The sequence below is a fragment of the Terriglobales bacterium genome (genome assembly GCA_035624455.1).
Classification (GTDB): Bacteria; Acidobacteriota; Terriglobia; order Terriglobales; family Acidobacteriaceae; genus DASPRM01.
Genome location: DASPRM010000074.1, coordinates 18,065 through 44,520 on the forward strand (window position 1 = coordinate 18,065; position 26,456 = coordinate 44,520).

At 58.4% G+C, this 26,456-nt stretch carries 25 protein-coding genes; 13 read left to right on the forward strand and 12 right to left on the reverse strand.

Annotated features, from left to right (window positions below):
• The first annotated feature begins 17 nt into the window (after positions 1-17).
• The 10 genes from VEG30_07810 to VEG30_07855 all read left to right on the forward strand — a co-directional run bounded on the left by VEG30_07810 (position 18) and on the right by VEG30_07855 (position 9,488).
• A complete protein-coding gene (locus tag VEG30_07810; GenBank protein HXZ79818.1) occupies positions 18-620 on the forward strand; it encodes a cytochrome c in 603 nt (200 codons plus the stop codon).
• Positions 617-1,828 (forward strand): hypothetical protein, encoded by a 1,212-nt coding sequence (locus tag VEG30_07815; protein HXZ79819.1) that lies wholly within the window; start codon positions 617-619, stop codon positions 1,826-1,828. Before VEG30_07810 ends, VEG30_07815 begins: the two co-directional genes overlap by 4 nt.
• The gene (locus VEG30_07820) at positions 1,821-2,357 is read left to right on the forward strand and encodes a hypothetical protein (GenBank protein ID HXZ79820.1); all 537 of its coding nucleotides are present in this window, start codon (positions 1,821-1,823) and stop codon (positions 2,355-2,357) included. The genes VEG30_07815 and VEG30_07820 overlap by 8 nt, the downstream gene beginning before the upstream one ends.
• 40 nt (positions 2,358-2,397) lie before the next feature.
• Complete coding sequence (locus VEG30_07825; protein HXZ79821.1) at positions 2,398-3,297, forward strand: SCO family protein; 900 nt, start codon at positions 2,398-2,400, stop codon at positions 3,295-3,297.
• Between the two features lie 2 nt (positions 3,298-3,299).
• Positions 3,300-4,346, forward strand: a complete 1,047-nt coding sequence (coxB, locus tag VEG30_07830; GenBank protein ID HXZ79822.1) for a cytochrome c oxidase subunit II — start codon at positions 3,300-3,302, stop codon at positions 4,344-4,346.
• A gap of 3 nt (positions 4,347-4,349) precedes the next feature.
• Complete coding sequence (locus VEG30_07835; GenBank protein ID HXZ79823.1) at positions 4,350-5,975, forward strand: cbb3-type cytochrome c oxidase subunit I; 1,626 nt, start codon at positions 4,350-4,352, stop codon at positions 5,973-5,975.
• The gene (locus VEG30_07840; GenBank protein ID HXZ79824.1) at positions 5,965-6,651 is read left to right on the forward strand and encodes a cytochrome c oxidase subunit 3 family protein; all 687 of its coding nucleotides are present in this window, start codon (positions 5,965-5,967) and stop codon (positions 6,649-6,651) included. The genes VEG30_07835 and VEG30_07840 overlap by 11 nt, the downstream gene beginning before the upstream one ends.
• An 18-nt stretch (positions 6,652-6,669) precedes the next feature.
• The gene (locus tag VEG30_07845; GenBank protein HXZ79825.1) at positions 6,670-6,975 is read left to right on the forward strand and encodes a cytochrome C oxidase subunit IV family protein; all 306 of its coding nucleotides are present in this window, start codon (positions 6,670-6,672) and stop codon (positions 6,973-6,975) included.
• 194 nt (positions 6,976-7,169) lie between these two features.
• On the forward strand, positions 7,170-7,817 hold the full coding sequence (locus VEG30_07850) for a zinc ribbon domain-containing protein (GenBank protein HXZ79826.1): 648 nt from the start codon (positions 7,170-7,172) through the stop codon (positions 7,815-7,817).
• Positions 7,818-8,009: 192 nt separating this feature from the next.
• Positions 8,010-9,488: a porin gene (locus VEG30_07855; protein ID HXZ79827.1), complete on the forward strand. Its 1,479-nt coding sequence runs from the start codon at positions 8,010-8,012 to the stop codon at positions 9,486-9,488.
• Positions 9,489-9,705: 217 nt separating this feature from the next.
• Here VEG30_07855 and VEG30_07860 read toward each other — a convergent pair whose 3' ends face one another.
• The 7 genes from VEG30_07860 to VEG30_07890 all read right to left on the reverse strand — a co-directional run bounded on the left by VEG30_07860 (position 9,706) and on the right by VEG30_07890 (position 17,381).
• Positions 9,706-10,314 carry a PEP-CTERM sorting domain-containing protein gene (locus tag VEG30_07860; protein ID HXZ79828.1) on the reverse strand — a complete coding sequence of 203 codons (609 nt, stop codon included), beginning with the start codon at positions 10,312-10,314 and terminating at the stop codon, positions 9,706-9,708.
• Between the two features lie 229 nt (positions 10,315-10,543).
• Positions 10,544-11,089 carry a PEP-CTERM sorting domain-containing protein gene (locus tag VEG30_07865; protein ID HXZ79829.1) on the reverse strand — a complete coding sequence of 182 codons (546 nt, stop codon included), beginning with the start codon at positions 11,087-11,089 and terminating at the stop codon, positions 10,544-10,546.
• Between the two features lie 269 nt (positions 11,090-11,358).
• Positions 11,359-12,198, reverse strand: coding sequence for a VWA domain-containing protein (locus VEG30_07870; GenBank protein HXZ79830.1), 840 nt, complete (start codon positions 12,196-12,198; stop codon positions 11,359-11,361).
• 543 nt (positions 12,199-12,741) lie between these two features.
• Positions 12,742-13,335: a 3-isopropylmalate dehydratase small subunit gene (leuD, locus tag VEG30_07875; protein ID HXZ79831.1), complete on the reverse strand. Its 594-nt coding sequence runs from the start codon at positions 13,333-13,335 to the stop codon at positions 12,742-12,744.
• Positions 13,336-13,351: 16 nt separating this feature from the next.
• On the reverse strand, positions 13,352-14,764 hold the full coding sequence (gene leuC / locus VEG30_07880; protein HXZ79832.1) for a 3-isopropylmalate dehydratase large subunit: 1,413 nt from the start codon (positions 14,762-14,764) through the stop codon (positions 13,352-13,354).
• Between the two features lie 108 nt (positions 14,765-14,872).
• Complete coding sequence (gene leuB / locus VEG30_07885) at positions 14,873-15,979, reverse strand: 3-isopropylmalate dehydrogenase (protein HXZ79833.1); 1,107 nt, start codon at positions 15,977-15,979, stop codon at positions 14,873-14,875.
• Positions 15,980-16,148: 169 nt separating this feature from the next.
• Complete coding sequence (locus VEG30_07890) at positions 16,149-17,381, reverse strand: 2-isopropylmalate synthase (GenBank protein HXZ79834.1); 1,233 nt, start codon at positions 17,379-17,381, stop codon at positions 16,149-16,151.
• A gap of 158 nt (positions 17,382-17,539) precedes the next feature.
• Between VEG30_07890 and VEG30_07895 the strand changes: the two genes are divergently transcribed.
• Positions 17,540-18,457 (forward strand): LysR family transcriptional regulator, encoded by a 918-nt coding sequence (locus tag VEG30_07895; GenBank protein HXZ79835.1) that lies wholly within the window; start codon positions 17,540-17,542, stop codon positions 18,455-18,457.
• 256 nt (positions 18,458-18,713) lie between these two features.
• Positions 18,714-19,508 carry a class I SAM-dependent methyltransferase gene (locus VEG30_07900; protein HXZ79836.1) on the forward strand — a complete coding sequence of 265 codons (795 nt, stop codon included), beginning with the start codon at positions 18,714-18,716 and terminating at the stop codon, positions 19,506-19,508.
• A 191-nt stretch (positions 19,509-19,699) separates the two neighbouring features.
• On the opposite strand, the gene ilvC is transcribed toward VEG30_07900, so the two are convergent.
• The 5 genes from ilvC to VEG30_07925 form a co-directional block, all read right to left on the reverse strand.
• Entirely contained in the window at positions 19,700-20,737 is a 1,038-nt protein-coding gene (gene ilvC / locus VEG30_07905) for a ketol-acid reductoisomerase (GenBank protein HXZ79837.1), read from the reverse strand.
• Positions 20,738-20,926: 189 nt separating this feature from the next.
• A complete protein-coding gene (ilvN, locus tag VEG30_07910; GenBank protein ID HXZ79838.1) occupies positions 20,927-21,481 on the reverse strand; it encodes an acetolactate synthase small subunit in 555 nt (184 codons plus the stop codon).
• 8 nt (positions 21,482-21,489) lie between these two features.
• Positions 21,490-23,199: a biosynthetic-type acetolactate synthase large subunit gene (gene ilvB, locus VEG30_07915; protein HXZ79839.1), complete on the reverse strand. Its 1,710-nt coding sequence runs from the start codon at positions 23,197-23,199 to the stop codon at positions 21,490-21,492.
• Positions 23,196-24,938, reverse strand: coding sequence for a dihydroxy-acid dehydratase (gene ilvD / locus VEG30_07920; protein HXZ79840.1), 1,743 nt, complete (start codon positions 24,936-24,938; stop codon positions 23,196-23,198). The genes ilvB and ilvD overlap by 4 nt, the downstream gene beginning before the upstream one ends.
• Positions 24,939-25,511: 573 nt before the next feature.
• Positions 25,512-25,739: a type II toxin-antitoxin system HicB family antitoxin gene (locus tag VEG30_07925; protein ID HXZ79841.1), complete on the reverse strand. Its 228-nt coding sequence runs from the start codon at positions 25,737-25,739 to the stop codon at positions 25,512-25,514.
• A 156-nt stretch (positions 25,740-25,895) separates the two neighbouring features.
• Here VEG30_07925 and VEG30_07930 point away from each other — a divergent pair.
• Positions 25,896-26,456 (forward strand): (Fe-S)-binding protein (locus tag VEG30_07930; GenBank protein ID HXZ79842.1); only part of this gene is annotated, 561 nt, incomplete at its 3' end.

Sequence of the window (26,456 nt, forward strand, 5' to 3'; positions counted from 1 at the left end):
TGGGCGATGGCCGCATCGTGGTGCTCCCGGTCCTCTTAGTGCTGGTTCTGGCGGGGTGCCGTCTCGACATGCAGATTCAGCCCAAGGTGACTCCCTTGCGCCAGAGCGACTTTTTTGCCGATGGCCGTGGCTCCCGGCCACTGGTCCCCGGAACGGTAGCGCGCGGTGAACTGCGCGACGATACCTATTTCTATACCGGAATGGTTGGCAAGGACCCGGGCACCGAGATGCCTTTCGCGGTGACCCGTGAAGTGCTGGATCGAGGACAAGAACGTTTCAACATCTACTGCTCGCCTTGCCACTCTCGCGTGGGAGATGGCAACGGAATCATCGTGCAGCGCGGTTATCGCCGTCCGCCTTCTTATTACGATCCCAAGTTGCTAAACGCTCCTATCGGCCACTTCTACGACGTGATGACCAACGGCTTCGGCGCCATGCCGGACTACTCCGCCCAGGTGGCTCCTCGTGATCGCTGGGCTATTGCGGCTTATATCCGGGCGCTGCAACTGAGCCAGCATGCTCCGGCCTCCGCGGTTCCCGCGGGAACCGCGATGCCTGCGCCGACGGGCGAGGGTGCAGGGGCAGACGCCGCTTCCGGCGTGGAAGGGAAGCAGCCGTGAGTGCCACCCTCCAGACGCGTCAGCTTGATTTCGCTGCGCCGCCGTTCGTGCAGATCCTCTATCGGCGGGCGCTCACGATAGGGATCGTCTTCGCGATTCTGACCGTCATTGGTTTTGCAATCACGCCGGCGGCGACGCTGCGCTCCTGGATGATCGGATTCATGCTCTGTCTCGGGTTGACGCTGGGCCCTCTGGGGTTCCTAATGCTTTGGCACGTGACTGGAGGCCGTTGGGGCGTTCCGATTCGCCGCATCCTGGAAGCGGCCACGCGCACGATTCCGCTGGTCACGATTTACTTTTTGCCCATTCTGTTCGGCGCCAAGGTCCTATATGCGTGGGCACGCTCCATCCCGGCTGAGGATCATCATCTTCAGGAGATTCATGAACGCTGGCTCAACCTGGGTGGGTTCACGATTCGCGCCATCATTTATTTTGCGGTCTGGTGGACGCTGATTCTGGTTCTCAACCGCTGGTCAGCCGACCAGGACAAGCCTCACGAGACCCGCTATCTGGACAAGCTGGCGGCAGTCAGCGCCATTGGCGTCATCCTTTATTTCGGCACCATGACCTTCGCCTCCATTGATTGGGTGATGTCATTGCTGCCGGGCTGGAACTCCACCATCTATGCACTTGCCGTAGTCGTGGGTCAGGGCCTCACCGCGTTATGCCTGTGCGCCATAGTGTCGCGGTACATGGTGGAGTACACGCCTGTTCAGCCTCTACTCTCGCGCAATGAATTTCATGACATGGGCAAACTCATGTTTACCTTCGTCATGCTTTGGGGCTACATGAACTTCTCTCAGTGGCTGATCAGCTGGGCCGGCAACCTGCCGGAAGAGATTCACTGGTACCTCCTCCGCTTGCGCGGCGGATGGGAAAACGTCGCCGTTTTTCTGGCGGTCTTTCACTTCTGCGTTCCCTTTGCCATTCTCCTGTCCAGCGGGCTGAAACAGTCGCCACGCAAGCTGGCGCTGGTGGCCACGTGGTTGTTTTTCATGCGCTACGTGGATCTCTACTGGAACATCGCTCCTGCCCATTATCCCGATCATTGGCATTACGGCTGGCAGGACGCCGTCGTTCCCATAGCTATGGTGTCTCTGTGGGTCGCCTTCTTCGCTTTCAATCTGAAGAGCCGGCCGGTGATCGCGCTGCATGATCCGCGCACCGAAATCGCTCTGGCTGAAGCCGAGGAACATCATCATGAGTAATCACCCGCACGACGAAGAGCGCGATCTGCACTTTGAGCAGATCCAGCATTCCGACACGCAATATGAATCTCGCGACCTCGGGACGCGCACCCTGGTGGGTTTTGTCGCGGGGCTGGGGCTCATGACCTTTGCGATGGTTCTGGTGGCCTGGGGCGTTCTAGCATTTCTCAGCAACTTTGTGAACCGGGAGCGGGCCGAAAATGCTCCTCCGCCGCTGACCGCGATGCCTCAGGAGCCGCGCAAAGGCGATCCCGCTCTCAGGTTTCCCGAGCCTCGCCTGGAGAAAAGCGAGGCCGCGGAAAGCCGTAGAACTCTGGCCGCCAACGAGGCCCAGCTCAGCAGCTACGGTTGGGTGGATCAGAAGAACGGCGTTGCTCACATTCCCATCGAGCGCGCTATGGACCAGATTGCGCAACAAGGATTGCCAACAAGACCGCAGCCGAAGGCGCAGCCTCCGGCCGAATTCGGCAGCGGGATCGAGAATAACGCCGGCGCTGGCGGCGGTTACTGGCCCGAGGTTCGGAATTAACAAAATCCCTGCCGCCATTCGCCGGCAGCAGAAGGGAAGCATGAAGTTGTTCGGTAGGCACAAAACGAGTCGTGGTCCTGTGGCCAGAATCGCTCTCGCCGCCACGATCGCAGTTGTGCTCTCTTTCTCCTGCATCGTGCTGGCGCAGGGTATGAGCGGCGGACCGCGCGGCACCGCTTCCCCGCCTCCAACCATCCTCAAGCAGGTTGGCATCGAGCAACATCTCGATGCACAACTCCCGCTCGATCTGGTTTTTCACGACGAGACCGGACACGATGTCCCCCTATCCCAATTTTTCGGGAGCAGGCCGGTAGTCCTCAGCCTGGTTTATTACAACTGTCCCATGCTCTGCGGAGAAGTGCTGAATGGCATGGCGAGCGTCTTTTCGGTTTTGAAGTTCGACGTCGGCAAAGAGTTCGATGTCGTGACGGTGAGCTTTGACCCCCGCGAAACTCCTGACCTTGCCCGCAGCAAGAAGCGCGTGTTTGTCGAGCGCTATGGCCGTGCCGGCGCCGAACAAGGCTGGCATTTCTTGACTGGATCCAAAGAATCCATCGATGCCCTCACTCGCGCCACTGGATTCAACTACGCCTGGGACGAAGAATCCAAACAATTCGCTCACGCTGCCGCCATCATGGTCGTAACGCCGGGAGGCAAAATCTCAAAATACTTTTATGGCGTCGAATATGCGCCCAAAGATCTGCGCTTCGGCCTGATTCAGGCCTCTGAGAATCGCATCGGCACGGTTGTGGATCAGGTGCTGCTCTACTGCTATCACTACGATCCCCGCACGGGAAAATACGGCGCCATCATCTCGCGCGTGATGCAGGTGGCAGGGCTGCTCACCATCCTTATTCTCGGAGGATTACTCATTGTTATGTTCCGACTGGAGCCGCAGTCCAGCCGCACTCCGCTGGGCCGCAAAGGAGGCAGCGCCTAACCATGTTCCAGAACATTCCGCTGTGGCCGGAACGCGCTTCCTCCATGGCCGGACGTGTCGATGCCTTCTTCATCTTCATGCTGGTGGTGACGGGCTGCGCCGCTATCGGGGTCTTCGTCCTGATCTTCGTCTTTGCCATTCAGTATCGGCAGAGGCCCGGTGGCAAGGCGACGCAGATTGAAGGTTCACACGCGCTCGAAGCTACCTGGTCGATCCTCCCTCTGGGCGCTTTCATGCTGATGTTCCTCTGGGGAGCCACGATCTACGTCGCTGAATCCAAGCCTCCAGCCAACGCCATGGAGATCTACACCGTGGCCAAACAATGGATGTGGAAGTTCGAGCACCCGGAAGGCGTGCGTGAAATCGATCAGTTGCACGTCCCCGTGGGCCGCGACATCCGCCTCACCATGGTTTCCCAGGACGTGATCCACAGCTTCTACGTTCCGGCCTTTCGCGTTAAGCAGGACGTCCTGCCCGGGCGTTACACCACCGCCTGGTTCCGTGCCATCAAGCCCGGAACCTATCACCTATTCTGTGCTGAGTATTGCGGAACCTCGCACTCCGCGATGATTGGCGACATCGTGGTCATGGATCCGGCCGAGTTCGAGCAGTGGCTGGGAGGCGGACCGGCGCAAGGCACCATGGCCCAGAGAGGGCAGCAACTGTTTGCCTCGCTGGGATGCGCTACCTGCCACCGGTTGGACACTCAGGGTCGCGGTCCCAACCTGCAGGGCGTCTACGGCAAGGCCGTGCTGCTTGACGACGGTCGCACCGTCCTCGCCGACGACAACTATGTTCGCGAGTCCATCCTCTCTCCCGGCGCCAAAGTTGTCGCCGGCTTTAAGCCCATCATGCCGACCTTCCAGGGAATTGTTAGTGAGGAGCAACTTCTTTCGTTAGTTGCATACGTCAAGTCACTAGGTAAGGCCGGGCCCGGGATGCCGGCAACTACTCAACCCACTGCCCAGCTGCCCGGACCAGGCCCGAATCCCGGCGCGAAGCTGCCTCCGGATGTGAATCCCCGTCCTGGAACAAAGAAGGTGCAATAAGTTATGGCCGCCAATGAAGCTCCGGAACGCGAAAATTACTTGACCACCAGCTATGGCGTCCGGTCCTGGCTGTTGACCACGGACCACAAACGCATTGCCATCCTCTACCTCATCTCGATCACCCTCATGTTCTTCATCGGTGGTTTCTTTGCCACCCTGATTCGCCTCGAGTTGCTGACCCCTCCCGGTGATCTGATGACCTCGGACACCTACAACAAGATGTTCAGCATGCACGGGATCGTGATGATCTTCTTCTTCCTGATTCCATCGATTCCCGCTGTGCTGGGGAACTTCTTTATCCCCATGATGCTGGGCGCCAAGGACCTTGCATTTCCCCGGATTAATCTCCTGAGCTGGTACATCTACACCATTTCTGCCTTCATGATCCTCTACGTCATCCTCACGGGTGGCGTCGATACCGGCTGGACCTTCTACACTCCCTTCAGCACTACTTTTTCGAATACCCATGTTCTCCTCGCTGGCCTGGCCGTATTCGTCAATGGCTTTTCCTCCATCCTGACGGGACTCAATTTCATCGTGACTACGCACCGCATGCGCGCACCCGGGCTGACCTGGGGACGCATGCAACTTTTCGTCTGGAGCTTGTATGCAACCTCGGTGATCCAGGTGCTTGGCACCCCGGTGCTGGCGATCACACTGGTGCTGGTGGCGCTGGAACGCGGTTTTCATATTGGCATTTTCAATCCCGCGGTCGGCGGTGATCCGGTGCTGTTCCAGCACCTGTTCTGGTTTTACTCGCACCCCGCCGTTTACATCATGATCCTGCCCAGCATGGGGGTAATTTCGGAAGTAGTGACCTGCTTCTCGCGCAAGCGTGTTTTTGGCTACACCTTTGTTGCACTCTCCTCGATCTCCATTGCGGTCTTTGGCTTCCTGGTGTGGGCGCATCACATGTTCGTGGCCGGCATGTCCCTGTACGCGGCGCTGGTCTTCTCATTACTGAGTTACTTCGTCGCTGTCCCCTCCGCGGTCAAGGTCTTCAACTGGACCGCCACCATGTACAAAGGCCAGGTCTCTTACCACACGCCTATGCTCTACGCCTTCGGCTTCATTGGACTGTTCACCATGGGCGGCCTGACCGGACTTTTTCTCGCTGCGCTCGGTATAGACGTCCATGTAACCGACACTTACTTCGTTGTGGCGCACTTCCACTTCATCATGGTAGGTGGCGCCGTGATGGGCTATTTGGCGGGCATCCATTATTGGTGGCCAAAGATGACGGGACGGATGTATCCGGAAATCTGGGGGAAGATTGCGGCTGCGATCGTCTTCTTCGGATTTGTGCTCACGTTCCTGCCGCAATTCGTGCTGGGTTACGTCGGAATGCCTCGCCGCTATCACGCTTACGCGCCGGAATTTCAGGTACTGAACGTGCTCTCTACTGCCGGCGCATCCATTCTCGCGCTTGGCTACCTGATGCCGCTGATTTATCTCTTCTGGTCGCTTCGCTATGGCGAAGAGGCAGGTCCCAATCCCTGGGCTTCCGCCGGGCTGGAGTGGAAGACGGAATCTCCGCCTCCGACTTTCAATTTCGAGCAGACCCCGGTTGTGACCTGGGAAGCCTATAACTACGAGGAGTTGCCGCAGGAGGTGCCGGTTGGCCGATAGTCCCGCCGTGGCTCCCGAGCATGTCATCGCTGAGGAAGCGCTCCGCCACCATTTCGCCAACATGGAGCAGCAGCGGGAATCCTCCACCCTGGGCATGTGGGTTTTCCTGGTGACTGAAATCATGTTTTTTGGCGGCCTGTTTGCCGCTTACATGATCTACCGCCATCTCTATCCCGGCGCGTGGGCTACGGGGAGCGAGCACATGAGCTTTTGGCTGGGGACCATCAATACCACCATCCTGTTGATCAGCAGCCTGCTGGTGGCTCTCTCGGTCCATGCGATTCAACTCGGCGAATCCAAGATAACCGCGCTGCTGCTGTTATTTACCGTTCTTCTGGGCACAGCTTTCTTGGGGATCAAGGCGGTGGAATATCACGCGCATTACGTGGAAGGCGCAGTTCCCGGCCACTGGTGGCATCTTCACGATGTCGCCGATCCCGAGCACGTGCAGATGTTCTTCATTCTCTACTTCATCATGACGGGCTTGCACGCCCTGCACGTCACCATCGGGCTGGGTTTGTTAGCTTTTGTCGCGTATAAGGCATACAAAGGAGGCTATACGCCGGAGTATCACAATCCGGTCGAGGTCTCCGGCCTGTACTGGCACTTTGTTGATTTGGTCTGGATTTTCCTCTATCCCATGCTGTACCTGGTCGCCCGTACCCACACGGGGTAGCAAGGAGCTGCGCACATCATGTCTGAACATATAGTGCCGAAGAAAACCTACTTCGTGGTCGGTGCGTCGCTCATCGTTTTGATGATTATCACCGCTATCCTTTCGCGCGTGCCCATGCCGGGAGAACTCAATACCCTGATCGCTCTCACAATCGCCGGAATCAAAGCTCTGCTCGTGCTCCTCTTTTTCATGCACCTCAAGTATGAGACGCCGCGCCTCAATGCCTTCGTGCTGTTCGCCGGGCTGTTCTGGCTGCTCCTGCTGTTGGGACTCAGCATGACCGACTATCCCTTCCGCGCCGTCTTCGGCGCCCCCGGCCACTGAGTATCTGTGCGCGGACACGTGAGAAACCACATTGTTTGGCACTCATCCCCACTGTCATTCTTGGCGAGGACCGATCATAAAGACAGAGTCCGAGTCGAAGGATCTTGCGGTTTTGCAACTCGCAAATGGATCATTACGTCCTCCGATTCCTTGGTATTCCCTGATTTGATTTATCCTGCTCTCTGAGGTGCTTTATGGCCTTCTGTACCTCCTGTGGCGCTCCCATGGACGCAACTGCAACCGCCTGTGCCAGGTGCGGTGCCCGCGCGACTCCTGTGGCCGCTCCGCCCAGTCCCGCCGCGGTCCAACGCCCGCCGGCTCGCGGGGGCGCTCTGAAGCTGGTGCTTATCATTCTGGCAGTCGCTCTCGGGTTCGGAGTGATCGGCATCGGAGCCGCAACCTACATCGCCGTCAAATTCGCACGCCACAGCCGCATCGAAGAGAGAGAAGGCCGCACTAACATTCAGACGCCCCTCGGCAGCGTCCAGACCTCCAAGGACCCGGCAGAGATCGCCTCGCGTCTGGGAGTGCCTATCTATCCCGGGGCCAAGGTCGCGGATGAGGGAGCCATGGTGAATATGGCCGGAGCGCACGTAGCCAGCGGTGTCTTCACCAGCGATGACGACCCGCAAAAAGTTTTCGACTTCTACCGCGAGCGCTATCCTCAGGCGAATGTGAAACGAGAGAATGCAGGAACCGGAGAAATTGTCCTCACTTCCGGACACAAGGTTTTAACGATCAAAGTCCAAGCCCAGGGCAGCGGTTCGCGCATTGAAATCGCCAACGTGGGCGGAATTCCTACGGACGCCCAGCATTCCGACGAAAAACGGGAACCCTACTAGCAAGACGGCTCCGTCGAATCCGCTTCATCCCGCGCGAGAACAGGACACAATGTCCCCTTCCGAGGGCGACGCAAAGGCACTTGCCTTTCTCCAATCAAGACCGTATAGACAGGCATTCCCACTTTCATCCAAAGCGACACAAACCCAAAAGAACCTTATTTAATGCACCAGCCTTGGAAAGGATATGCACCCATGAATCCCGTTCTGAATGTCTTCGCGCAGCACCCCTCTAAAACCGATAGCCGCCGGTGGGCTGCTCTCATCGTGATCTGCGCCTGCGCCGCATCTTTGTCTTTGCACGCACAAACCACCGCATCCTCTCAGGCTTCCTCGTCCGGCGAGACCCCGCAAGCCATGCAGGAACGCATCGAGAGACTCGAAGCCGAGGTTGCAGAGCTGAAGGCCATCGTCAGACAGCTGCAATCGACCTCCTCTTCCTCCTCTCCCTCGCCGCCGGCCGTTCCCTCCCAGGCTGCGCTGGAAACTAGCTCAGCCACACAGCCACAAAATGTCTCACAAACCGGCGCTAACAAGGCGCTGGACTTCTTTCGTGGGACCACTATCAATCTCGGCCTCGATACCTACTACGCCTACAACTTCAACCAACCCGTTGGGCGCGTAAACCTGCTGCGCGCTTATGACGTCCTGAGCAATGAGTTCAGTCTGAATCAGGCCAGCGTAATTTTCGATCACCCTCCCGATCTTGCCGCAGGCCGGCGTTGGGGTGGGCGCCTGGACTTGCAATTTGGTCAGGCCACCGACACGCTCCAGGGAAATCCTGCCAACGAACCCAGGCCGGAGATCTACCGCAACATCTTCCAGGCGTATGGCACGTACATTATTCCCATCGGCAAAGGTGTGAACGTCGACTTCGGGAAGTGGGGAAGCTCGCTTGGCATGGAGGGAAACTACACTAAGGACCAGATCAACTACTCGCGCGCCTACTGGTTCGATTTCCTGCCTTTCTACCACATGGGATTGCGCGTCGCCTTTCCCGTGAGCGACCGGCTGACTCTGAATTATTGGGTGGTGAATGGCACCAACCAGGTGGAAGCTACCAATGGCTTCAAGGATCAGCTCTTTGGCTTCACCGCTAAGCCGCACAAGACTGTGACCTGGACGCTGAACTACTACTTCGGCCAGGATCATCCCGATCGCGCCGTAGTCCCTCCGACTAGTCCCATTCCGGTCCAGCCGGATCTCAGCTTTGAAGCCATCCGCCCCGCACCCGATGGGCGAACCCATATCTTCGACAGCTACGTCAGCTGGCAGGCAACGCCCAAGTTGACGGTAGCTCTTGAGGGAGACTATTTAGTGCAGCGCCTGTGGAAAAATGCCGCACCGGGTCAATCCTCGGCTCCTTCTCATACCGATGGCGGCGCCGCTTACGTCCGATACCAGTTCACGCCCAGAATCGCGCTTGCTAGCCGAGCCGAGTACATGTCTGATCGCGGCGGCCTCTTCAGCGGACTAACGCAGGCGCTGAAAGAAAATACTGTCACCTTCGAATACAAAATGGCGGATGGATTTCTTATGCGTTACGAATGGCGGCGTGACTTCTCCAATCAGCCTTCCTTCCTCACCGACGTTCAAGGCGTTCTCACCAAGCAACAAAACACTGCGACCGTGGGCCTGATCTGGTGGTGGGGAGGAAAGGAAGGCTCATGGTGACGGGATTACTCATCACTCTTGTTTTGGGTTGTCATCTTGAGAGGGGAGGGTAGGCCGACCCCCGTGCGAGTCGAAAGACCTTGCGTTACTTCGCTGAGTCCGCCGCCACAAAAGCGAACGAGGGACGGCACACGCCGTCCCCTCAGATTTCGCCTCAACTAGATTTGGACACACTTAGAGCCCGGTAGTTCCCAATCGCCCTCTGTTCACCAGCCGCTTACCGCTTCTGGTGAAGCTTCCTGCGGACAGCGAATCCTAAGCCAGCGATTCCTGTTCCCAGCAGCGCCAGACTTGCCGGCTCAGGTACCGGACCCGGCTCATCCGATTTTATGGCGAAGTGATAATCGCCATCTGTTCCTGGAACGTTGAAGGAATGCACGTCAATCAGGTCGGTTTGCAGCGTTCCTTCAATCTCTGCGAAAACTCCACCCTTGTGTTGATTGTCGGGTGGTGCGCAAGTAACCGACGGCAACAAAGCGAGAGCGGCGGAGCCAGAACCAAAATAAGCGTCCAGGCTACTCAGGCCAGCAACCACAATCAGCTTATCGCTGACACCCCCTTTGTCCACGAGGGTCGCGCAGAAGGTGCCCGCATCCAGATTGTTGATCTCAATCAACGTGAAATGAACGAACTCGCCTTGAGTTTGAACGATCTGCAATCCTGGCGCATTAGTGGGATTGCCGCCAAAGTCAAGTGTCGATACTGCCGGAGGTCCGTTACCTATATCCAGAGTGATGATGCTATCCGCTCGCGCGCTGGTTAGGCTGGTTCCCACCACAACCACAAGCGGAAGCAGGGAATACACGAGGTGGCGAAACAACTTCATGGTCGTCTCCTCTTTCTCTCTCGAATTTTTCAACTGGGGCCGGTCTTGCTAGAAAGGCATTTTCCCTGGGGCCGATGCTTCAAGAATGGCTGGAATAAAGGCGAGAATTGCCGGCAACATATCACAATTCTTCGCTTTTTCAAACGAGCGAGCGCCGACTTTCCAGCTCATTCACGCGCAGAACGCGTCAAAGCCGGCGCAATTCTCCGCATCTCATCCCGCGAACTAGTTAATTCGTGCTGCGTCGAGAAACATCTGTGATGTTTCTCGGCCGTTTTCTCCAGCGCAGCAACGAACTGCCCGCGACGATTCCGCTTCCCAGCAGGACGAGACTTGTGGGTTCAGGAACCTTGGGGGGAGGTTCTGAAACCACCCAGAGATGAAAATTTCCATCCGTCACTCCCGTGTAGTAAACCACGCCCACCTGTTGCGGCGTGTTCAACTGCTCCACCGCGGATAAGCCTGTCGGTGAAGCGCCAAAGGGCACAGCAAGAGTGGCCGGAACCGATGCAAACTTCACATCCACCGTGGTCGGGCTGATCACTGAGAACACGATGCGGTCACTCAGTGTGCCCCCCAGGTGGTCGTCAAACAGATCCGTGTACAGCGTTTGCGGCGTGTATGGACGCTGGTTCATGGTTAGGGTGAAGTGCAGATAATTCGTGGTGCTGTCTCCCAGAATTGTGAACTGCACGCCCGCCGGAACCGTGAGACCGGGAATCCCGCTCTCCGAATCTGTGATGGTTATGCTGTCCGCTGTGGCGCTACCTGTCATGATCCCGATCGCCGCCAGAAGTGGCAAACAGCGACGTCGGAATCGCCTGAAGCAATCCATTTTCGGCTCCTCTCCTTAAGTTTCACGAGCCCGAGGAAAACCAGAAATGGCTGGAGTCAAGCAAAGCGAATTTGTTCGCAAGATAGCACAGCGCGCTTCGATGTCAATGAACATTCCGCACTGTGTCCGATAATGCTTCACATTTGGAACGCTTCGTAAAATTCTGCGCGGATTTTTTTCATCAACGTCCGATAATTTTTCTTCCCGCTTTACTTTCCCGCCTCCTGCTCCGCCGGAAGGTAATAGCCGGCGCGTGAGCGCAGCCGCAGACTGCCGTTCAGTGGCTGAAGGTGAATCGTCCGAAAACGTCCATTGGGCAAGGAATTTGGAGCATGGTAGAAAATGGCGTAACTGTTGCGAAGTTCATCAGCGACTTCTGCGATCGCCCTCTCCAGCTCCTGGTCATTGGAAACTATGAAGTCACGCCCACCGCTTTGCGTAGTCAAAAGGCGTAGTGCTTCATCACCCGGGTACTTCCAGTGGCGACTGTGAATCGCAATGGTGTAGATCGCGAGCTCTTCGCGCTGCGCGACTGCAATCGCATCATACAGGTTGTGTGTGCTGTGGTTATCTTCGCCGTCGCTGAAGACGATTAACGCCGAGCGTCGTGGTTGCCCGCAATCGCGCTCAGTCGAACCCTGAGAGGCTGCGATAATCGCATCGTAGAGCGCGGTCTGTCCGCCATGCCCTGGCTCCAGCAGGACTTCAGACAGACGGGCGGGCGAGTCAACTTCACGCTGCAGCTCGATTTGGGTATCAAACGCCAGCACGAAGAGGCGGTCGTTGTTTCGCATCAAGCTGCCGAGCAGACGGGCTGCTGCCGCTTGCGTCTTCTGCCAATTCTTGTGAGTGGAATCGCTTAGATCGACTACGACTCCCAAATTCAGCGGCAGATCAGCTGCATGCTGGACTTGAACGATCGAGACCCTCTGACCTTGGTCAGTCAGCACAAAGTCGATGGGGTGCAAATCGGCGATTGGGCGGCCATGTTTGTCAGTTGCTACCAGCGTCAGGTGTACTTCGCCGACCGTTCTCCGGAAGACAGGCACCGAAGCCGAATCGGCTCCAGGGCAGGCAAGCGGCAAACAAAAAACTGACAAGAACAGGGACAGTGTGCAGGCAGTGATTTTGTGCAAATACTCCCCCCAGCGAGGATGCCGATGGTACTTCGGCCCGCCCCTTGGGGGAGTCGGCACATGGGGGAGGAGAGGTGGTCCCTCACACTGGGTTGATCGGCAGGGCGCTACAGGGGTGTATCTCTGACTGGGGCACCTGGGTAATGCGTATTGTGACCATGGAGACTAGCGGGGGCCGCTTTTTGGATGCCAAATTGCGTTCTGACACTTACAAGGCTAAGCGCTGCAGATCCCTCGCGGCCTGGAGGCCGCGAGGGATGAGGAATAGGAGGGAGCTTATGCGGCGCGGCTGAAGCCGGCCCTTTCAAGGCAGGCCGCGTGTTCTTCTTAGCTAGAAACTCAAGGTCTTCGACTCAGGCCCTGGATCGCGATATGCCCGGCCCTCGCTTAGAATGACAGTCAGCAATTTCCCGCGAAACCGCAGATCCCTCGGCAGCTTCAGGTTATTGATTTCTCCTACCTTCCAGAGCGCTTCGCCTCGTAGGCTGCAATCGCGGCTTCCTGCTCCAGAGTAAGGCCGATTTCGTCCAATCCTTCCAGCAGGCAGCGGCGTTTGTGGTGATCGAATTCAAATGCCGCATGCAGGCCCATGTCGTCATAGACGTGGCCGGCTTCGAGATCGACGGTGACCTGGTAACCTTCCACTTCCTTTGCGCGCCGCATCAGTTTATTGATCTCAGGATCGGGCAGCGTTACTGTCAGCAAGCCATTCTTGAAAGAATTGTGCGCGAAGATGTCCGCAAACGAAGGTGCGACGATGGCGCGAATGCCGTAGTCCGCCAGTGCCCAGGGAGCATGTTCGCGCGACGAGCCACAGCCAAAATTCTTGGCCGCAATCAGCACGCTTGCCCGCTGGTAGCGCGGCTGGTTCAACACGAAATCGGAGTTGGGCTTTCCTTCGGGTGAATAGCGCCAGTCATAAAAAAGAAACTTTCCGAAGCCGGTGCGCTCGATGCGTTTGAGAAACTGCTTGGGAATAATCTGATCGGTATCGACGTTCACACGGTCGAGCGGGACCGCTAATCCTTTGTGTACACGAAATGGTTGCATGGGTTCTCAGCGAGCCTCAGTGGAATTGCCAGCCGCGAATGTCGGTAAAGTGTCCGGTGACGGCGGCAGCGGCGGCCATCATCGGACTGACCAGGTGCGTGCGTCCGCCCCGGCCCTGCCGGCCTTCGAAGTTGCGATTACTGGTGGAGGCGCAGCGCTCTCCCGGCTGCAGGATATCGGGATTCATCCCTAGACACATGGAGCAGCCCGACTCCCGCCAGTCGAATCCGGCTTCGCGAAAAATCCTGTCCAGGCCTTCCTGCTCCGCCAGCTTCTTAACGTTTTGCGAGCCCGGCACCACCATTGCCCGCACCTGCGGATTCACCCGATATCCCTTGACCACCTTGGCCGCGGCGCGCAGATCTTCCAAGCGCGAATTGGTGCACGAACCGATGAACACGCGGTCGACAGTGATGTTTTCGATGGCCGTTCCTGCAGACAGACCCATGTATTCCAGCGCTCGCTGCGCAGCCAATCGGTCAGCTTCATTGACCGCATGCGCGGGATCGGGCACGCTGCTGGTGACCGGCACCACCATTCCCGGATTCGTTCCCCAGGTGACGAACGGCGCCAGGCGGGCGGCATCGATCTTAACCACGCGGTCATAGTGCGCGCCAGGATCCGAAGGCAGAGTCTTCCATCGTGCCACCGCCTTGTCCCATTGGGCATCCTGCGGCGCAAATCGCCGTCCCTTCAGATAAGCGAACGTAATCTCATCAGGAGCTACCATTCCAGCTCGGGCACCCGCTTCAATGCTCATGTTGCACAGCGTCATCCGGCCTTCCATGGACAGCGCGCGCACCGCTTCACCCGCATATTCGATCGCGTAGCCTGTGGCGCCATCGGTCCCGATCTGCCCGATGATGCCCAGCACCAGATCTTTCGCCGTCACTCCCTGCGGCAAGCTGCCATTCACCAGAATCTGCATTTTGCGCGGCTTGTTCTGCGGCAGGCACTGCGTCGCCAGCACGTGCTCGACTTCCGATGTACCTATACCGAACGCGAGCGCCCCGAATGCCCCATGCGTGCTGGTGTGGCTGTCGCCGCAGACGATGGTCATTCCCGGTTGCGTCAGCCCTAGCTCTGGCCCGATCACATGCACGATGCCCTGCTCGTCGGCATCGATGTCATACAAACGAATTCCGAATTCCTTGCAGTTGCCCCGAAGGGCCGCGATCTGACGCGCGGCAATCTCATCCAGGATGGGAAGATGCCCAGGCGTGGTGGGAACATTGTGGTCCACTGTTGCTACGGTTCGCTCCGGACGCCGTACCCTGCGCCCATTCTCCCGCAAGCCATCGAACGCCTGCGGCGACGTGACTTCATGAACGAGCTGCAGATCGATGTACAGCAGAGTTCGCGGGCCGTTCGGCTCCGCGACTACATGCTCATCCCAGAGCTTTTCAAACAATGTTCGGGGAGACGACATATCAGTGTGGCTTTGGTTTAGTGTGGCTTTGGTTTCGTGTGGCGCGGATACTCCTGTCCGCACCAGTTACTGAATTCCTTGTGCAGCGGTCCTCGCCCGCGCACAATCTTACACCGCATGATACGCGCGTCGCCGGTCCAGCATGTCGGCAACGGCGTGCTCCACCAGGCTGCCCATTTCGCTGGTATTGGCTTTGTACTTGGTCTTGCCTCGCATCAGGTCGGCGGTGCGGTGGCCAGCATCGAGCACCTGGCGGATGGCCTCTTCCACATCGCGCGCTTCCTGTTCCAGTCCGGCGCTATGCCGCAGCAGCAGCGCGGCGGTGGCAATCGCGCCCAGGGGATTCGCGATTCCCTTGCCGGCGATGTCCGGCGCTGAGCCGTGTACCGGCTCATAAAGATCGACAGTGCCGCCGAGCGTGGCGGAGGCCAGCATGCCCAGCGATCCTGTAATCACTGCGGCTTCGTCCGAAAGAATATCGCCAAACAGGTTCTCGGTGAGCACCACGTCGAAGCTGGTGGGGTTGGTGACCAGCTTCATGGCGCAAGCATCCACATACATGTGCTCAAGTTGCACCTCGCGGAATTCCTTGGCAATGAGAGTGACCACCTGGCGCCAGAGTTGCGAGGTCTCCAGCACATTGGCCTTGTCCACCGAGGTCACCTTCTTGCGCCGGGATCGCGCAGCCTCGAACGCGATCCGCGCTACTCGTTCAATCTCCTCGACGGAGTAGCGCATGGTGTTATACGCCGCATCGCGGTTTGCGCCTGAGAAGCCGCGCGGCTCGCCAAAATAGATTCCGCCCAGCAATTCGCGCACGAACAGGACATTGGCGCCCTTTACCACGTCGGCTTTCAGGGGGGAGCAATCCAGAATGGGGTCATAGCAGATCGCCGGACGGAGATTCGCAAAGCCTCCCAGTGCCTTGCGAAGGTTCAGCAGGCCAGCCTCCGGTCGTTTCTCGGGAGAAAGACCGTCAAACTCCGGGCTGCCTACCGCTCCCAGAAACACCGCGTCACTCTTCAGGCAGGTCTCGAGTGTTGATTCCGGCAGCGGAGTGCCCGTCTCTTTAATCGCCGCGCCTCCAATCAGCCTTTCGGTGAGCTGAAAATCGTATCCCCGGTCTTCTCCTACCGAGCGCAGGATGCGGACAGCTTCCCGCGTAACCTCGGGGCCAATCCCATCGCCGGGAAGAATAGCGATTTTCAACTTCATGCCAGGAGATGTTTTAGAGGAAGGCATGGGGGTTAATCAGAAATCCGCCGTTATCCTGAGAGGAGCGCCCCGCGCAGCTCGTCTATGGCACGCTTGTGCCGGTTCGCGGGCGCGAAGTCAATGATTTCGCGTTTCTGTATCCGCGAGGTAGTCAAATGTTGCCTACCGACTACGCGTTTCCGACGCGCTGCTGTGCCAGCATTCCTGGATCCGATGTGGGTTTCATCTGCGGGACCACTCGTGCCGGAAACTCCTCCTGGATAATCGCGAGCAGATGGCGGTCTTCCACGACCTTGACCTGATCCGCCAGTTCCACGAACCGCTTGTAGATGTGGTCCAGGTCGCGACGCTCAAACGCGTATCCCAGTTCGGCGCAGCGCAGCCCCAGCGCATGACGTCCGGAGTGCTTTCCCAGCACCAGCTTGGTTTCAGGCACGCCCACCGACTGCGGCGTCATGATTTCGTAGGTGAGCGGGTTCTTGATCACGCCGTCCTGATGGATTCCCGCCTCGTGCGCAAAAGCATTACGTCCCACGATGGCCTTATTGGGCTGCACCGGAACGCCGGTGATCTCGGTCAGCAGGCAACTAGTGGGGAACAATTCTTCGCTTCGAACTTCAGTGTCGTAAGGCATGATGTCCGGCCGCACTCGCAGCCCCATTACGATTTCTTCCAGCGACGCGTTGCCAGCGCGCTCTCCGATTCCGTTGATGGTGCACTCTACCTGTCTAGCCCCGGCTTCGACGGCGGCGATTGAGTTGGCCACCGCCAGTCCCAGATCGTTGTGACAGTGAGCGGAGACGACCACTTCGCGATCCTCACGTCGCGTGCGCGCTACTACCGCCTCAATGATTCGCGCCATCTCCCGTGGCACTGTGTAGCCCACCGTATCGGGAATATTGATGGTTGTGGCTCCGGCTTCCGCCACCGCCTCCGCCACCGAGCACAGGAACTCCAGTTCGGTCCGGGTGGCGTCTTCCGGCGAGAACTCCACGTCGCGGCACAGCGAATGAGCAATCCGCACTGCCTCCGCCGCCTGGCGGATGCAGTGCTCGCGGGAAATTTTGAGCTTGTAGTGCAGATGAATATCAGAGGTGGCCAAAAACACATGAATGCGCGGTCGCGCGGCTGACTTCACTGCGTGCCAGGCGCGCTCGATGTCCGTATGGGTAGCCCGTGCCAGACCGGCGACGATCGGGCGGCGCACCTGCTCCGCCACTGCCTGGACGGCTTCAAAGTCTCCGTGGGAGGAGATAGGGAAGCCCGCTTCGATCACATCCACTCCGAGTCGCTCGAGCTGCCGCGCCATCACCAGCTTTTCCTGCAGGTTCATGCTGCAACCGGGCGACTGCTCGCCGTCACGTAGGGTTGTGTCGAAGATGGTTACTCGGGCTCGATCCATGGGGCCCCTCTCCTGATTTGGGACTAGAGGCAAGACCTTGAATTTTCAAGGTTAGCGGTTCTGGCTAATAAAGCAAGCTTATAGTTATTTATGCAGCATAACATTGATTTATGCTATAAGCTATTCTTTCATTCCCGACAGGCTCGCAAGGAACCAGCATGGACCTCTTCCAACTGGAAACCTTTCTAACTGTAGCCCGCGAAGGCAGCTTCTCCCGCGCCGCCAAGAAGCTTTACCGCACCCAGCCCGCGGTCAGCCAGGCGGTGCGCAAGCTGGAAGAAGAGCTGGGCGAGCCCCTGTTTGACCGCTCCTCCCGGGAAGGGATTCTGACCGCTTCGGGGAAGGTGTTGGAGAACTATGCCGAGAAGCTGCTCAATATGCGGGGCGAGGCGCTCAATGCTCTGGAAGAACTCCGGCAGCTCAATAAAGGGAAGCTCTCCATCGCCGCCAACGAGCTCACCTGCCTTTACCTGCTGCCGATACTCAACGAATTTCGCCGTCTTTCTCCCATGATCAAAGTGACGATCCAGCGCTCGCTGGCCAGTCAAATTCCCGACGACCTGCTGAACCACAATGCTGAACTCGGGGTGCTCACCTTCAAGCCCGAAGATTCGCTGCTGAAGTCCATTGTGGTTTATCGGGACGAGCTGTGCTTCGTGGTTCCTCCCAACCATCCGCTGGCGACCAGCTCAGAAGTCCATATCGGACAGCTCGGATCGGAGTACTTCGTTGCCCATCACGTGAATTCTCCCTATCGCGAGAAGGTATTGGAGACCTTCCAACGCAAAAAAGTTCCTCTTCACATGGATATCGAGCTGCCTACCACCGAAGCGATCAAGAAATTCGTCGCCATGGGAAATGGTGTGGCTCTCGTGCCCAGTATCTGTGTGGAAGCCGAGGTGGCTCGAGGCGAGCTGGTGCGGGTTGCTGTTTCGGAGCTTGCCTTCGAGCGCAGGCTGCGGCTTGTGTATCGCAAGGGTGCCAGCCTCTCTCACGCGGCGCAGGCCTTTCTCAAAGTCGCCGAGACGTATGCGCAGCGCGAAGGCGGCAGGTACTTATATCAGGCAGAAAAATAGGCCTGAGGCGGGGATTTCCGAAGTCTCATCGTGAGCGAGGGCCGAGCACCCGGGGTCCCCAGCAGACCCGCTTGTGGTTTGCTGGGGTGGGCCGGAGGCCCCAGTCGAACGACCTTGCGTTTACTCTCGTCATGCAAGAGCTTGGTCGCCCTATGTTGCTGATTGCTGACTGCTAAGTGCCCAATCCGATCTTCCTCTTTGCCTTCCCGTCCCCGCCAGTTAATATTCTGACCGTTGCTGAGATGGTGAACTGTCCTTGCTCCTGTCACAGAAACCGGACTACGGCATCGATTCCCCGCGCATCATCATCAGTCAATTCGTCATGGCCGCTCTGCTGCTGCTGGTGGCTGCTTTCGTCCCCAAGATCTTTACGGTCCACATTCGCTGGGGAGCGCTGATCGTCGGCCTGTATTTCCTCTACAGCAGCATTAACATGGTTTTCTACAGCAAGAGCGGTAAGCTCGAGCTGCGCGAGCAGCTGCTGAATTCCATCCCTTGGCGGGGAGACGAGGCTGTGCTCGACGTGGGTTGCGGCCGCGGCCTGCTGACCGTAGGAGCCGCCCGGCGTTTAACCAGCGGCCATGTGGTGGGTGTGGATGTCTGGGATCCTAAGGCTATCACCGGAAATCGCCCTGAGTCGGTTCTGGAAAATGCCACCGCTGAGGGGGTTGCGGACCGCGTTACGGTAAAGCGTGGCGATGCCCGCCAGCTGCCTTTTCCGGATTCCTCCTTCGATCTGATTCTGTCCAACTTCGTGGTGCACGAGGTAGATACGGCGGAAGAACGCCGCCAGATCGTAAACGAAATGGTTCGTGTGCTGCGCCCCGGCGGACGGGTTGCGCTCATCGACTTCATCTTCACCGGGCAGTGCGTCGATGACCTGCGCAGCTACGGCTTCGCCGACGCCCGTCGCGATCGCATGAGCGAGTTTGGCTTCTGGGTGGGGGCGATCCTTACCTTCGGTGTTGTACAGCTCTACCGGGTCACAGCCACCAAGCCGCTGACCGTACGCGAGCAAATGGCGCCACCGGTAGCGAGCGATGAAATCTAGATCGATGAAATTAATTCAAACGGACCGCAAGATCGTTCGACTCTGACGGGTTCCGTTGTAACCCGTCCGCGCTCAGGATGGAGACCCGACCGCCTTGTCGAGGCTGCGCCTCGACCTGAACGAACGGGGACGTCCGTTCCCACGTGATATTGGGGAACCTGCAGATCCCTCCGTCGTGCCGTTCCCTATTCTTACTTCGACACCACCGCCGCCTGGCTCGATTCGGGCGTCACGTTTACCGGCTTGAGGAAAGGCATCATGGCGCGCAGTTGTGCTCCCACCTGCTCGATCAGCGCCGTCTGTTCTTCCTTGCGCTTGGCGTTGAACCACGGACGCCCGGCTTCGTTCTCGGCGATCCATTTTTTGGCATAGGTGCCATCCTGAATCTCCTTCAGCATCTTCTTCATTTCCTGGCGCGTGGCATCGGTGATGATCCGGGCGCCGCCGGTATAGTCGCCATGCTCAGCAGTGTCGCTGACCGAATAACGCATGTAATTAAGCCCGCCCTGGTAGATCAAATCCACGATCAGCTTGAGTTCGTGCAAACACTCGAAGTAAGCGATCTCCGGCTGATAGCCGGCATCGACCAGCGTCTGAAACGCAGCTTTGATCAGCGCGCTCACTCCGCCGCAGAGCACGGTTTGCTCCCCGAACAGATCAGTTTCCGTTTCCTCGGCAAATGTGGTCTCGAGCACTCCGGCACGGGTCGTGCCCAAAGCCTTGGCATACGAAAGCGTCAGCGGGCGGGCTTTGCCGGTCGCATCCTGATGGATGGCGATCAGCGCCGGTGTTCCCGCGCCTTCGCGGTACAGCTCGCGGACTCGATGCCCGGGAGCTTTTGGAGCCACCATCGCCACATCCACATTCTTCGGCGGCACGATGGTGCCAAAGCGGATGTTGAAACCATGCGCAAACATCAGCATCTTGCCGGCGGTAAGAAACGGCTCGATGGAAGTGCGATAGAGTTCGGCCTGACCGGTATCAGGGGTGAGAATCATAATGGCGTCCGCCCAATTCGCTGCGTCCGCTACCGAATTGACAGTCAAGCCTGACGATTGCGCTTTTGCGCGCGAACTGCTGTTGGGAGCGAGGCCAACCCGGACTTCCACTCCGCTGTCTTTCAGGTTCAACGCGTGCGCGTGCCCCTGTGATCCATAACCGATGATCGCGACCTTCTTTTTCTGGATCAGAGAAAGGTCGGCATCGTCATCGTGGTAAACCTTTGCCATGGGAGACTCCTTGATTATCAGAACTTGACGCTGAGCGAATTAACTGCCCCACTCAAGCTAAAAGAGGGCTTGAGCGGGTCACCCAGTCCGCTTTCAATTCCCCGCTATTTTCAGGTTGTCATCACGAGCGGCCAGTAGGTCGGGAGGGATCGGCAGTTCCGCATTTTGGGGAACCGACGCGCTCCGCCCCTACACCGAATAGGCCACGTCCTCGCCGCCGTCTTCATACACCGTGGAAGTCGTCGCGCTGATGCCGCCCCCCGCATTCTTGCTGCCGCGGGACATGGCTACCCTCCCGGTGCGCACCATCTCCAGCACACCGTAAGGGCGCAGAACCTCCAGCAGGCCATCGATCTTATCCTCAGTGCCGGTAATCTCGACGATGATGGACTCGGGCGCAACATCCACCACCCGAGCGCGAAACACGTGTGCCAACTGCAGGATATGCGAGCGATTCTCTCCGGTCGTCTGCACCTTGATCATCGCCAGATCGCGCTTCACCGCAGCGGCCGCGCTGATGTCCTCTACTAAGAGCACGTTCACCAGCTTATAGAGGTTGGCTTGCAGGCGAAACGCGCCACCTTCATCGGTATCCACGACGATGGTCATGCGCGAGACACCTTCCTTTTCGGTGTGCCCCACCGTCAGCGACTCGATGTTATACGCGCGTCGGCGGAACAGGGACGACACGCGGTTCAACACGCCGGGTTTGTTTTCTACGTACACCACGAATGTATGCAACATAGGTCCTCTTACTCGTCCGATCCTGTTTCCCAGATAGGCGCGGGCCGGCGGATCATGGCGTGCAGGTCGGCTCCCGCCGGCACCATGGGATACACCGAATCTTCCTGCTCCACGCGGAAGTCGATCAGCGCCGCCGCTGGATGCTGCCGAGTCTCCTGCACCGTGGGGATCACGTCTTTGCGCTCGCTCACCGTGAAAGAGCGAATGCCGTAAGCATCCGCCAGTTTCGCGAAGTCGGGATTCAACAGCGGCGTGGCGGCGTAGCGCTTTTCGTAGAAAAATTCCTGCCACTGGCGCACCATGCCGAGGAAGCCATTGTTGATGATGGCGATTTTGACGTCGATCTTCTCCTGCGCGATCGTAGCCAGCTCGGCCATGGTCATCTGGAAACCGCCATCGCCCACCACCACCCAGACCTCAGCGTCGGGCCGCGCGAACTTGGCTCCGATTGCGGCGGGAAGTGCGAATCCCATCGTGCCCAGTCCACCCGAGGTAATCAAAGATCGCGGTTGATCGTGGTGGTAATACTGCGCTTCCCACATCTGGTGCTGGCCTACATCGGTGACCACCAGGGCCCGGCCCTTGGTCTCGCGCCAAAGATCGTTGATGACGTGCGCTGCGTAAAGATGCCCGCTGTCTGGCAGGTTCTGTATGTCGCGCACCGCCGAATCGCCCTTCAGCTCGCGAATGTGGCTGAGCCACTCGGAGCGGTCGCGGGTTTCAATGCGCGGCAGCAGCTCCTGCAGCACTTCGCCCAGATCGCCCAGCAACGCGATGTCCACCTTTACATTCTTGTTGATTTCCGCCGGATCGATCTCTACGTGAATCTTTTTGGCCGTGGGCGCATAAGTCTTCAGGTTGCCGGTCACGCGGTCGTCGAAGCGCATGCCGAACGCCAGCAGCAGGTCGGCCTCCTGGATCGCGTGATTCACCCACGCTTCTCCGTGCATGCCCATCATGCCGAGGTTTAGGGGATGCCCAGCCGGAACACCGCCGATTCCCAGCAGGGTCATGGCAATGGGGATGTGCGCTTTTTCAGCAAAATCCTTCACCAGACGAGTCGCGCCGGAGAGAATGACTCCGTGGCCAGCCAGGATCACCGGGCGCTGCGCGCTGTTGATCATCGCCACCGCTTTCTCGTAATCCTCGGCGGCGGGTGAAAGGTCAGGGCGATACCCGGGCAGCTGTGGCTTGGCCGCCTCCCAATCGAACTTGCAACTGCCCTGCTGGGCATCTTTCGTTATGTCGATCAACACTGGACCCGGCCGCCCCGACTGCGCGATGTAGAACGCTTCGCGGATCGTCCGCGCAATGTCTTCCGCATGTGTCACCAGGTAATTGTGCTTGGTGATCGGCAGGGTCACGCCGGTGATGTCGGTTTCCTGGAAGGCATCGGAGCCAATCAGCTTGCTCCCCACCTGCCCCGTGATGCAGACGATCGGCGAGGAATCCAGCATTGCCGTGGCAATGCCGGTAACCATGTTGGTGGCGCCAGGGCCGGAAGTTGCAATCGCAACGCCCACGCCGCCTCCTGCGCGCGCAAAGCCATCGGCCATGTGCGTCGCGCCCTGTTCGTGGCGCACCAGGACATGGTGAATGTCATATTTCGTCAGCGCATCATAGGTTGGCAGGATTGCGCCACCGGGATAGCCGAATACATGCCGCACACCCTCGCGCAGGAGGCATTCCCAAACAATTTCCGCACCTGTCTTGATCATCGGTACCTTCCTACTGCTTCTTGCTGAATTTTTGTCACCGTTTCAGTCCCGGCACGCGCACTCCAATCCGAAGTTGTGGCGCCGTGCGATGCGGACGACACCATCACTGCGTATTTACCCATGACTCCGGTGGGATAGCGCAGTGCAGGCTGCTTCCAAGCGGACAGCCTCGACTTCAGTTCTGCATCGCTCAGCTCAACCTGCAATTTTCGTGTCGGAATATCGATCTCGATGATGTCGCCGTCGCGGACGGCGGCAATCGGCCCGCCATAGGCCGCTTCGGGAGCCACATGTCCCGCCATGAACCCATGGGTCGCTCCGGAGAAGCGCCCGTCGGTGAGCAGAGCTACAGATTCTCCTAGCCCTGCGCCAGTAATCGCCGCTGTTACCGCGAGCATCTCGCGCATTCCCGGACCACCGCGCGGGCCTTCGTAGCGGATAACCACTACATCGCCAGCCTTGATCTCGCCCGCCTGGACCGAAGCGAACGCCAGGTCCTCGTTGTCGAAAACCCGTGCCGGGCCGCGATGATGCTGGATCTCATGCCCGGCGATCTTCATCACGCAGCCATCGGGCGACAGGTTCCCCTTCAGGATTACCAGGCCGCCGTTCGGCTTGATCGGATTGGAAATCGGACGGACCACTTCTTGCCCCGGCGCTTCTACTGCCTGGTCGGCTTCCGCGGCCATGGTCTTTCCGCTGACTGTCAGACAATCGCCATTGAGCCGCCCGGCCTGTTGCAAGCGCTGCGCCAGAAGGCGCGCTCCACCTGCGTGGTACATGTCGGTAGCCATGAAGCGGCCTCCGGGTTTCAGGTCGGCCAGCAAGGGTACGCGCGCGCTGATGCGATCGAAGTCATCGATATCGAGCTCAATCCCCAGTTCGCTCGCAATGGCAAGGAGGTGCAGAACGGCATTGGTGGATCCCCCGCTGGCGGCCACACTGGCGATGGCGTTCTCAATCGCCTCGCGCGTGATGATCTGAGAAGGGCGAATATCGCGGCGGAACAGCTCCATCACCATCGCTCCCGCTTCCCCCCCTACATCTTTCTTATGGCCGTCGAGGGCGGGAACGTCATTGGCCCCCATCGGCGAGATTCCCAGGAATTCGCAGACCGTCGCCATCGTGTTGGCTGTGAATTGTCCGCCGCAGGCGCCGGCCCCGGGACAGGCGTGATTCTCCAGATCAGCGAGCTCGGCATCAGTCATGCGCCCACGAGCGTGAGCGCCGACCGCTTCAAAAACATCCTGGATGGAAACATCGTGCCCCTGGAATCGTCCCGGAGCGATCGAGCCGCCATAGAGCATCAGCCCCGGAATATCCAGGCGGCACAGCGCCATCACCGTTCCCGGGATCGTTTTGTCGCAGCCTGAAAGCGCTACCAGTCCATCGAACAGGTTGCCGCGAGCCACCAACTCGATCGAGTCTGCGATCACCTCACGGCTTATCAGCGAAGTCTTCATCCCCTCGCTGCCCATAGTGATCCCGTCGGAGATCGAAACCGTGTTGAACTCCATCGGCGTGCCACCTGCCCGCCGTATGCCTTCCTTCACAGCAGCCCCAAGTTCACGCAGGTGGTAGTTGCACGGTCCCACCTCGATCCAGGTGTTGGCCACGCCGATGATCGGCCGACGGAGGTCTTCATCGGTGAAGCCTACGGCTTTGAACATGGCCCGGGCAGGCGCCCGGTTTGGCCCCTCGGTGATGGCAGCGCTTCGCCGCTTCGCTTCGTTTGCCATTTCCGGACACCCCTGGGATCGATTTCCGCGATCAAATTAAAAAGCCATCATCCTCAGCGAATGATGGCTCGGGAAACTTTGTTCTATTCCGGCCTCATCCGCTGCCGACTCCAATGGATACTCGAAGGCCCACGAGGGGCAGTCGTACCCCTACCCGCGCAAAACCTGCGCTGATGAGTCCGACTGTGCTCTCCATTGCCATGAGTCATCTCCGGCAGCGAGCCGGAAAGAATGTGTGCGTGCAGGTAAGCATACGCCGAATTAGCGATAAGGCAAGCTTATAGTTTATTGGGCGAGCATAATCGGAACTGATCGTATAAGCAGGGCTTTGACGAGGATGATTTCTGGCGTCAGATGGGTCCTTATAGGTCTTCCGGTTTTAGGCCGGTGTATTTCCCGATTTTCCTGAGTGCCACCGGCCCCAGCCTTCCGAATCGTGCCAGGCCCAGGTGTAATCGGGAAATCCTTCTTTTTGGAGTTGGACGTGAGATCCCTTCTTCTCCGTTTTGGGCCGCCATCCAATCCGCAGAAGCGCCCGATATACCCGGCTCGCCTTGGTGCTCGGCCACTCACTCACAAGAATTGGATTGACTTGGGAGGCTTTCTAACTTGCTCAGTTCGATCGGCAATTACCCGCAACGCTAGTGCAGTGACTGCCACCTCGGCGCCTTGCTTAGTCTTTCCGTATGCCATGACGCCGGGAAACTGGGGGATTTCCGCCAACCAGCGGCCGTCAACCTCTTTGTCAAACACAATACGGAACGATTCGCCGCCCTCCGGAGGGATTGGGACAGTGGCCATGACACCTCCACGATGGTAAGCCGTCGCGGAGATCGTTTTGGAACACCAGATGTGATGTCAATTTGATTGCCGTTACCTGGGAATAGAAGTGATGCGACTTACCTGTGTCGGCCTCCCTTGCGGTAACTCCCAATCAGCGGTATAAGCGGGGACTCGATGCCAAAGGTTACCCTGTTCATCCCCTGCTTCGTCGATCAGCTTGCGCCCCAGGTAGGCATCGACATGGTCGAGGTGCTTCGCCGAATCGGGTGCGATCTTTACTTTCCGGTTGAGCAGACCTGCTGTGGGCAGCCCGCCTTCAATTCCGGATTCTGGGACGAAGCTCGCCCCATCGCCGAACGTTTTGTTCGGATTTTCGAGAATGCAGAGACTATCGTCTGCCCGTCAGGCTCCTGCACTACTATGGTGCGGAATTTCTATCGCGACCTGCTGGCAGACAGTCCGCTGCGTGAGCCCGCGGCTGCTCTGGCCAAACGGGTATTCGAGTTCTCCGAATACCTGGTCAAAGTCGCAGGCATAGAAGATGTTGGAGCGGAATTTCCGCATCGCGTGACGCTGCACGAAACCTGCCACGCGCTACGCGAATTGCATATAAAAGTAGAACCCCGAAAGCTCCTATCCAGAGTCCGCGGTCTGGAACTGGTAGAGATGCCGTACGCGGAGGAATGTTGCGGTTTCGGTGGCGCCTTTGCCGTCAAGTTCGGCATGATTTCAGCC

What these genes read in the sequence shown, in the direction of transcription:
- ilvD (HXZ79840.1), bottom strand. Translation starts at nt 24,938, where the DNA reads ATGGCAAACGAAGCGAAGCGGCGAAGCGCTGCCATCACCGAGGGGCCA.
- ilvN (HXZ79838.1), bottom strand. Translation starts at nt 21,481, where the DNA reads ATGTTGCATACATTCGTGGTGTACGTAGAAAACAAACCCGGCGTGTTG.
- leuB (HXZ79833.1), bottom strand. Translation starts at nt 15,979, where the DNA reads ATGAAGTTGAAAATCGCTATTCTTCCCGGCGATGGGATTGGCCCCGAG.
- VEG30_07850 (HXZ79826.1), top strand. Translation starts at nt 7,170, where the DNA reads ATGGCCTTCTGTACCTCCTGTGGCGCTCCCATGGACGCAACTGCAACC.
- VEG30_07925 (HXZ79841.1), bottom strand. Translation starts at nt 25,739, where the DNA reads ATGGCCACTGTCCCAATCCCTCCGGAGGGCGGCGAATCGTTCCGTATT.
- VEG30_07845 (HXZ79825.1), top strand. Translation starts at nt 6,670, where the DNA reads ATGTCTGAACATATAGTGCCGAAGAAAACCTACTTCGTGGTCGGTGCG.
- VEG30_07855 (HXZ79827.1), top strand. Translation starts at nt 8,010, where the DNA reads ATGAATCCCGTTCTGAATGTCTTCGCGCAGCACCCCTCTAAAACCGAT.
- coxB (HXZ79822.1), top strand. Translation starts at nt 3,300, where the DNA reads ATGTTCCAGAACATTCCGCTGTGGCCGGAACGCGCTTCCTCCATGGCC.
- VEG30_07860 (HXZ79828.1), bottom strand. Translation starts at nt 10,314, where the DNA reads ATGAAGTTGTTTCGCCACCTCGTGTATTCCCTGCTTCCGCTTGTGGTT.
- VEG30_07865 (HXZ79829.1), bottom strand. Translation starts at nt 11,089, where the DNA reads ATGACAGGTAGCGCCACAGCGGACAGCATAACCATCACAGATTCGGAG.
- ilvC (HXZ79837.1), bottom strand. Translation starts at nt 20,737, where the DNA reads ATGGCAAAGGTTTACCACGATGACGATGCCGACCTTTCTCTGATCCAG.
- VEG30_07835 (HXZ79823.1), top strand. Translation starts at nt 4,350, where the DNA reads ATGGCCGCCAATGAAGCTCCGGAACGCGAAAATTACTTGACCACCAGC.
- VEG30_07820 (HXZ79820.1), top strand. Translation starts at nt 1,821, where the DNA reads ATGAGTAATCACCCGCACGACGAAGAGCGCGATCTGCACTTTGAGCAG.
- leuC (HXZ79832.1), bottom strand. Translation starts at nt 14,764, where the DNA reads ATGTCGTCTCCCCGAACATTGTTTGAAAAGCTCTGGGATGAGCATGTA.
- VEG30_07895 (HXZ79835.1), top strand. Translation starts at nt 17,540, where the DNA reads ATGGACCTCTTCCAACTGGAAACCTTTCTAACTGTAGCCCGCGAAGGC.
- VEG30_07890 (HXZ79834.1), bottom strand. Translation starts at nt 17,381, where the DNA reads ATGGATCGAGCCCGAGTAACCATCTTCGACACAACCCTACGTGACGGC.
- leuD (HXZ79831.1), bottom strand. Translation starts at nt 13,335, where the DNA reads ATGCAACCATTTCGTGTACACAAAGGATTAGCGGTCCCGCTCGACCGT.
- VEG30_07825 (HXZ79821.1), top strand. Translation starts at nt 2,398, where the DNA reads ATGAAGTTGTTCGGTAGGCACAAAACGAGTCGTGGTCCTGTGGCCAGA.
- ilvB (HXZ79839.1), bottom strand. Translation starts at nt 23,199, where the DNA reads ATGATCAAGACAGGTGCGGAAATTGTTTGGGAATGCCTCCTGCGCGAG.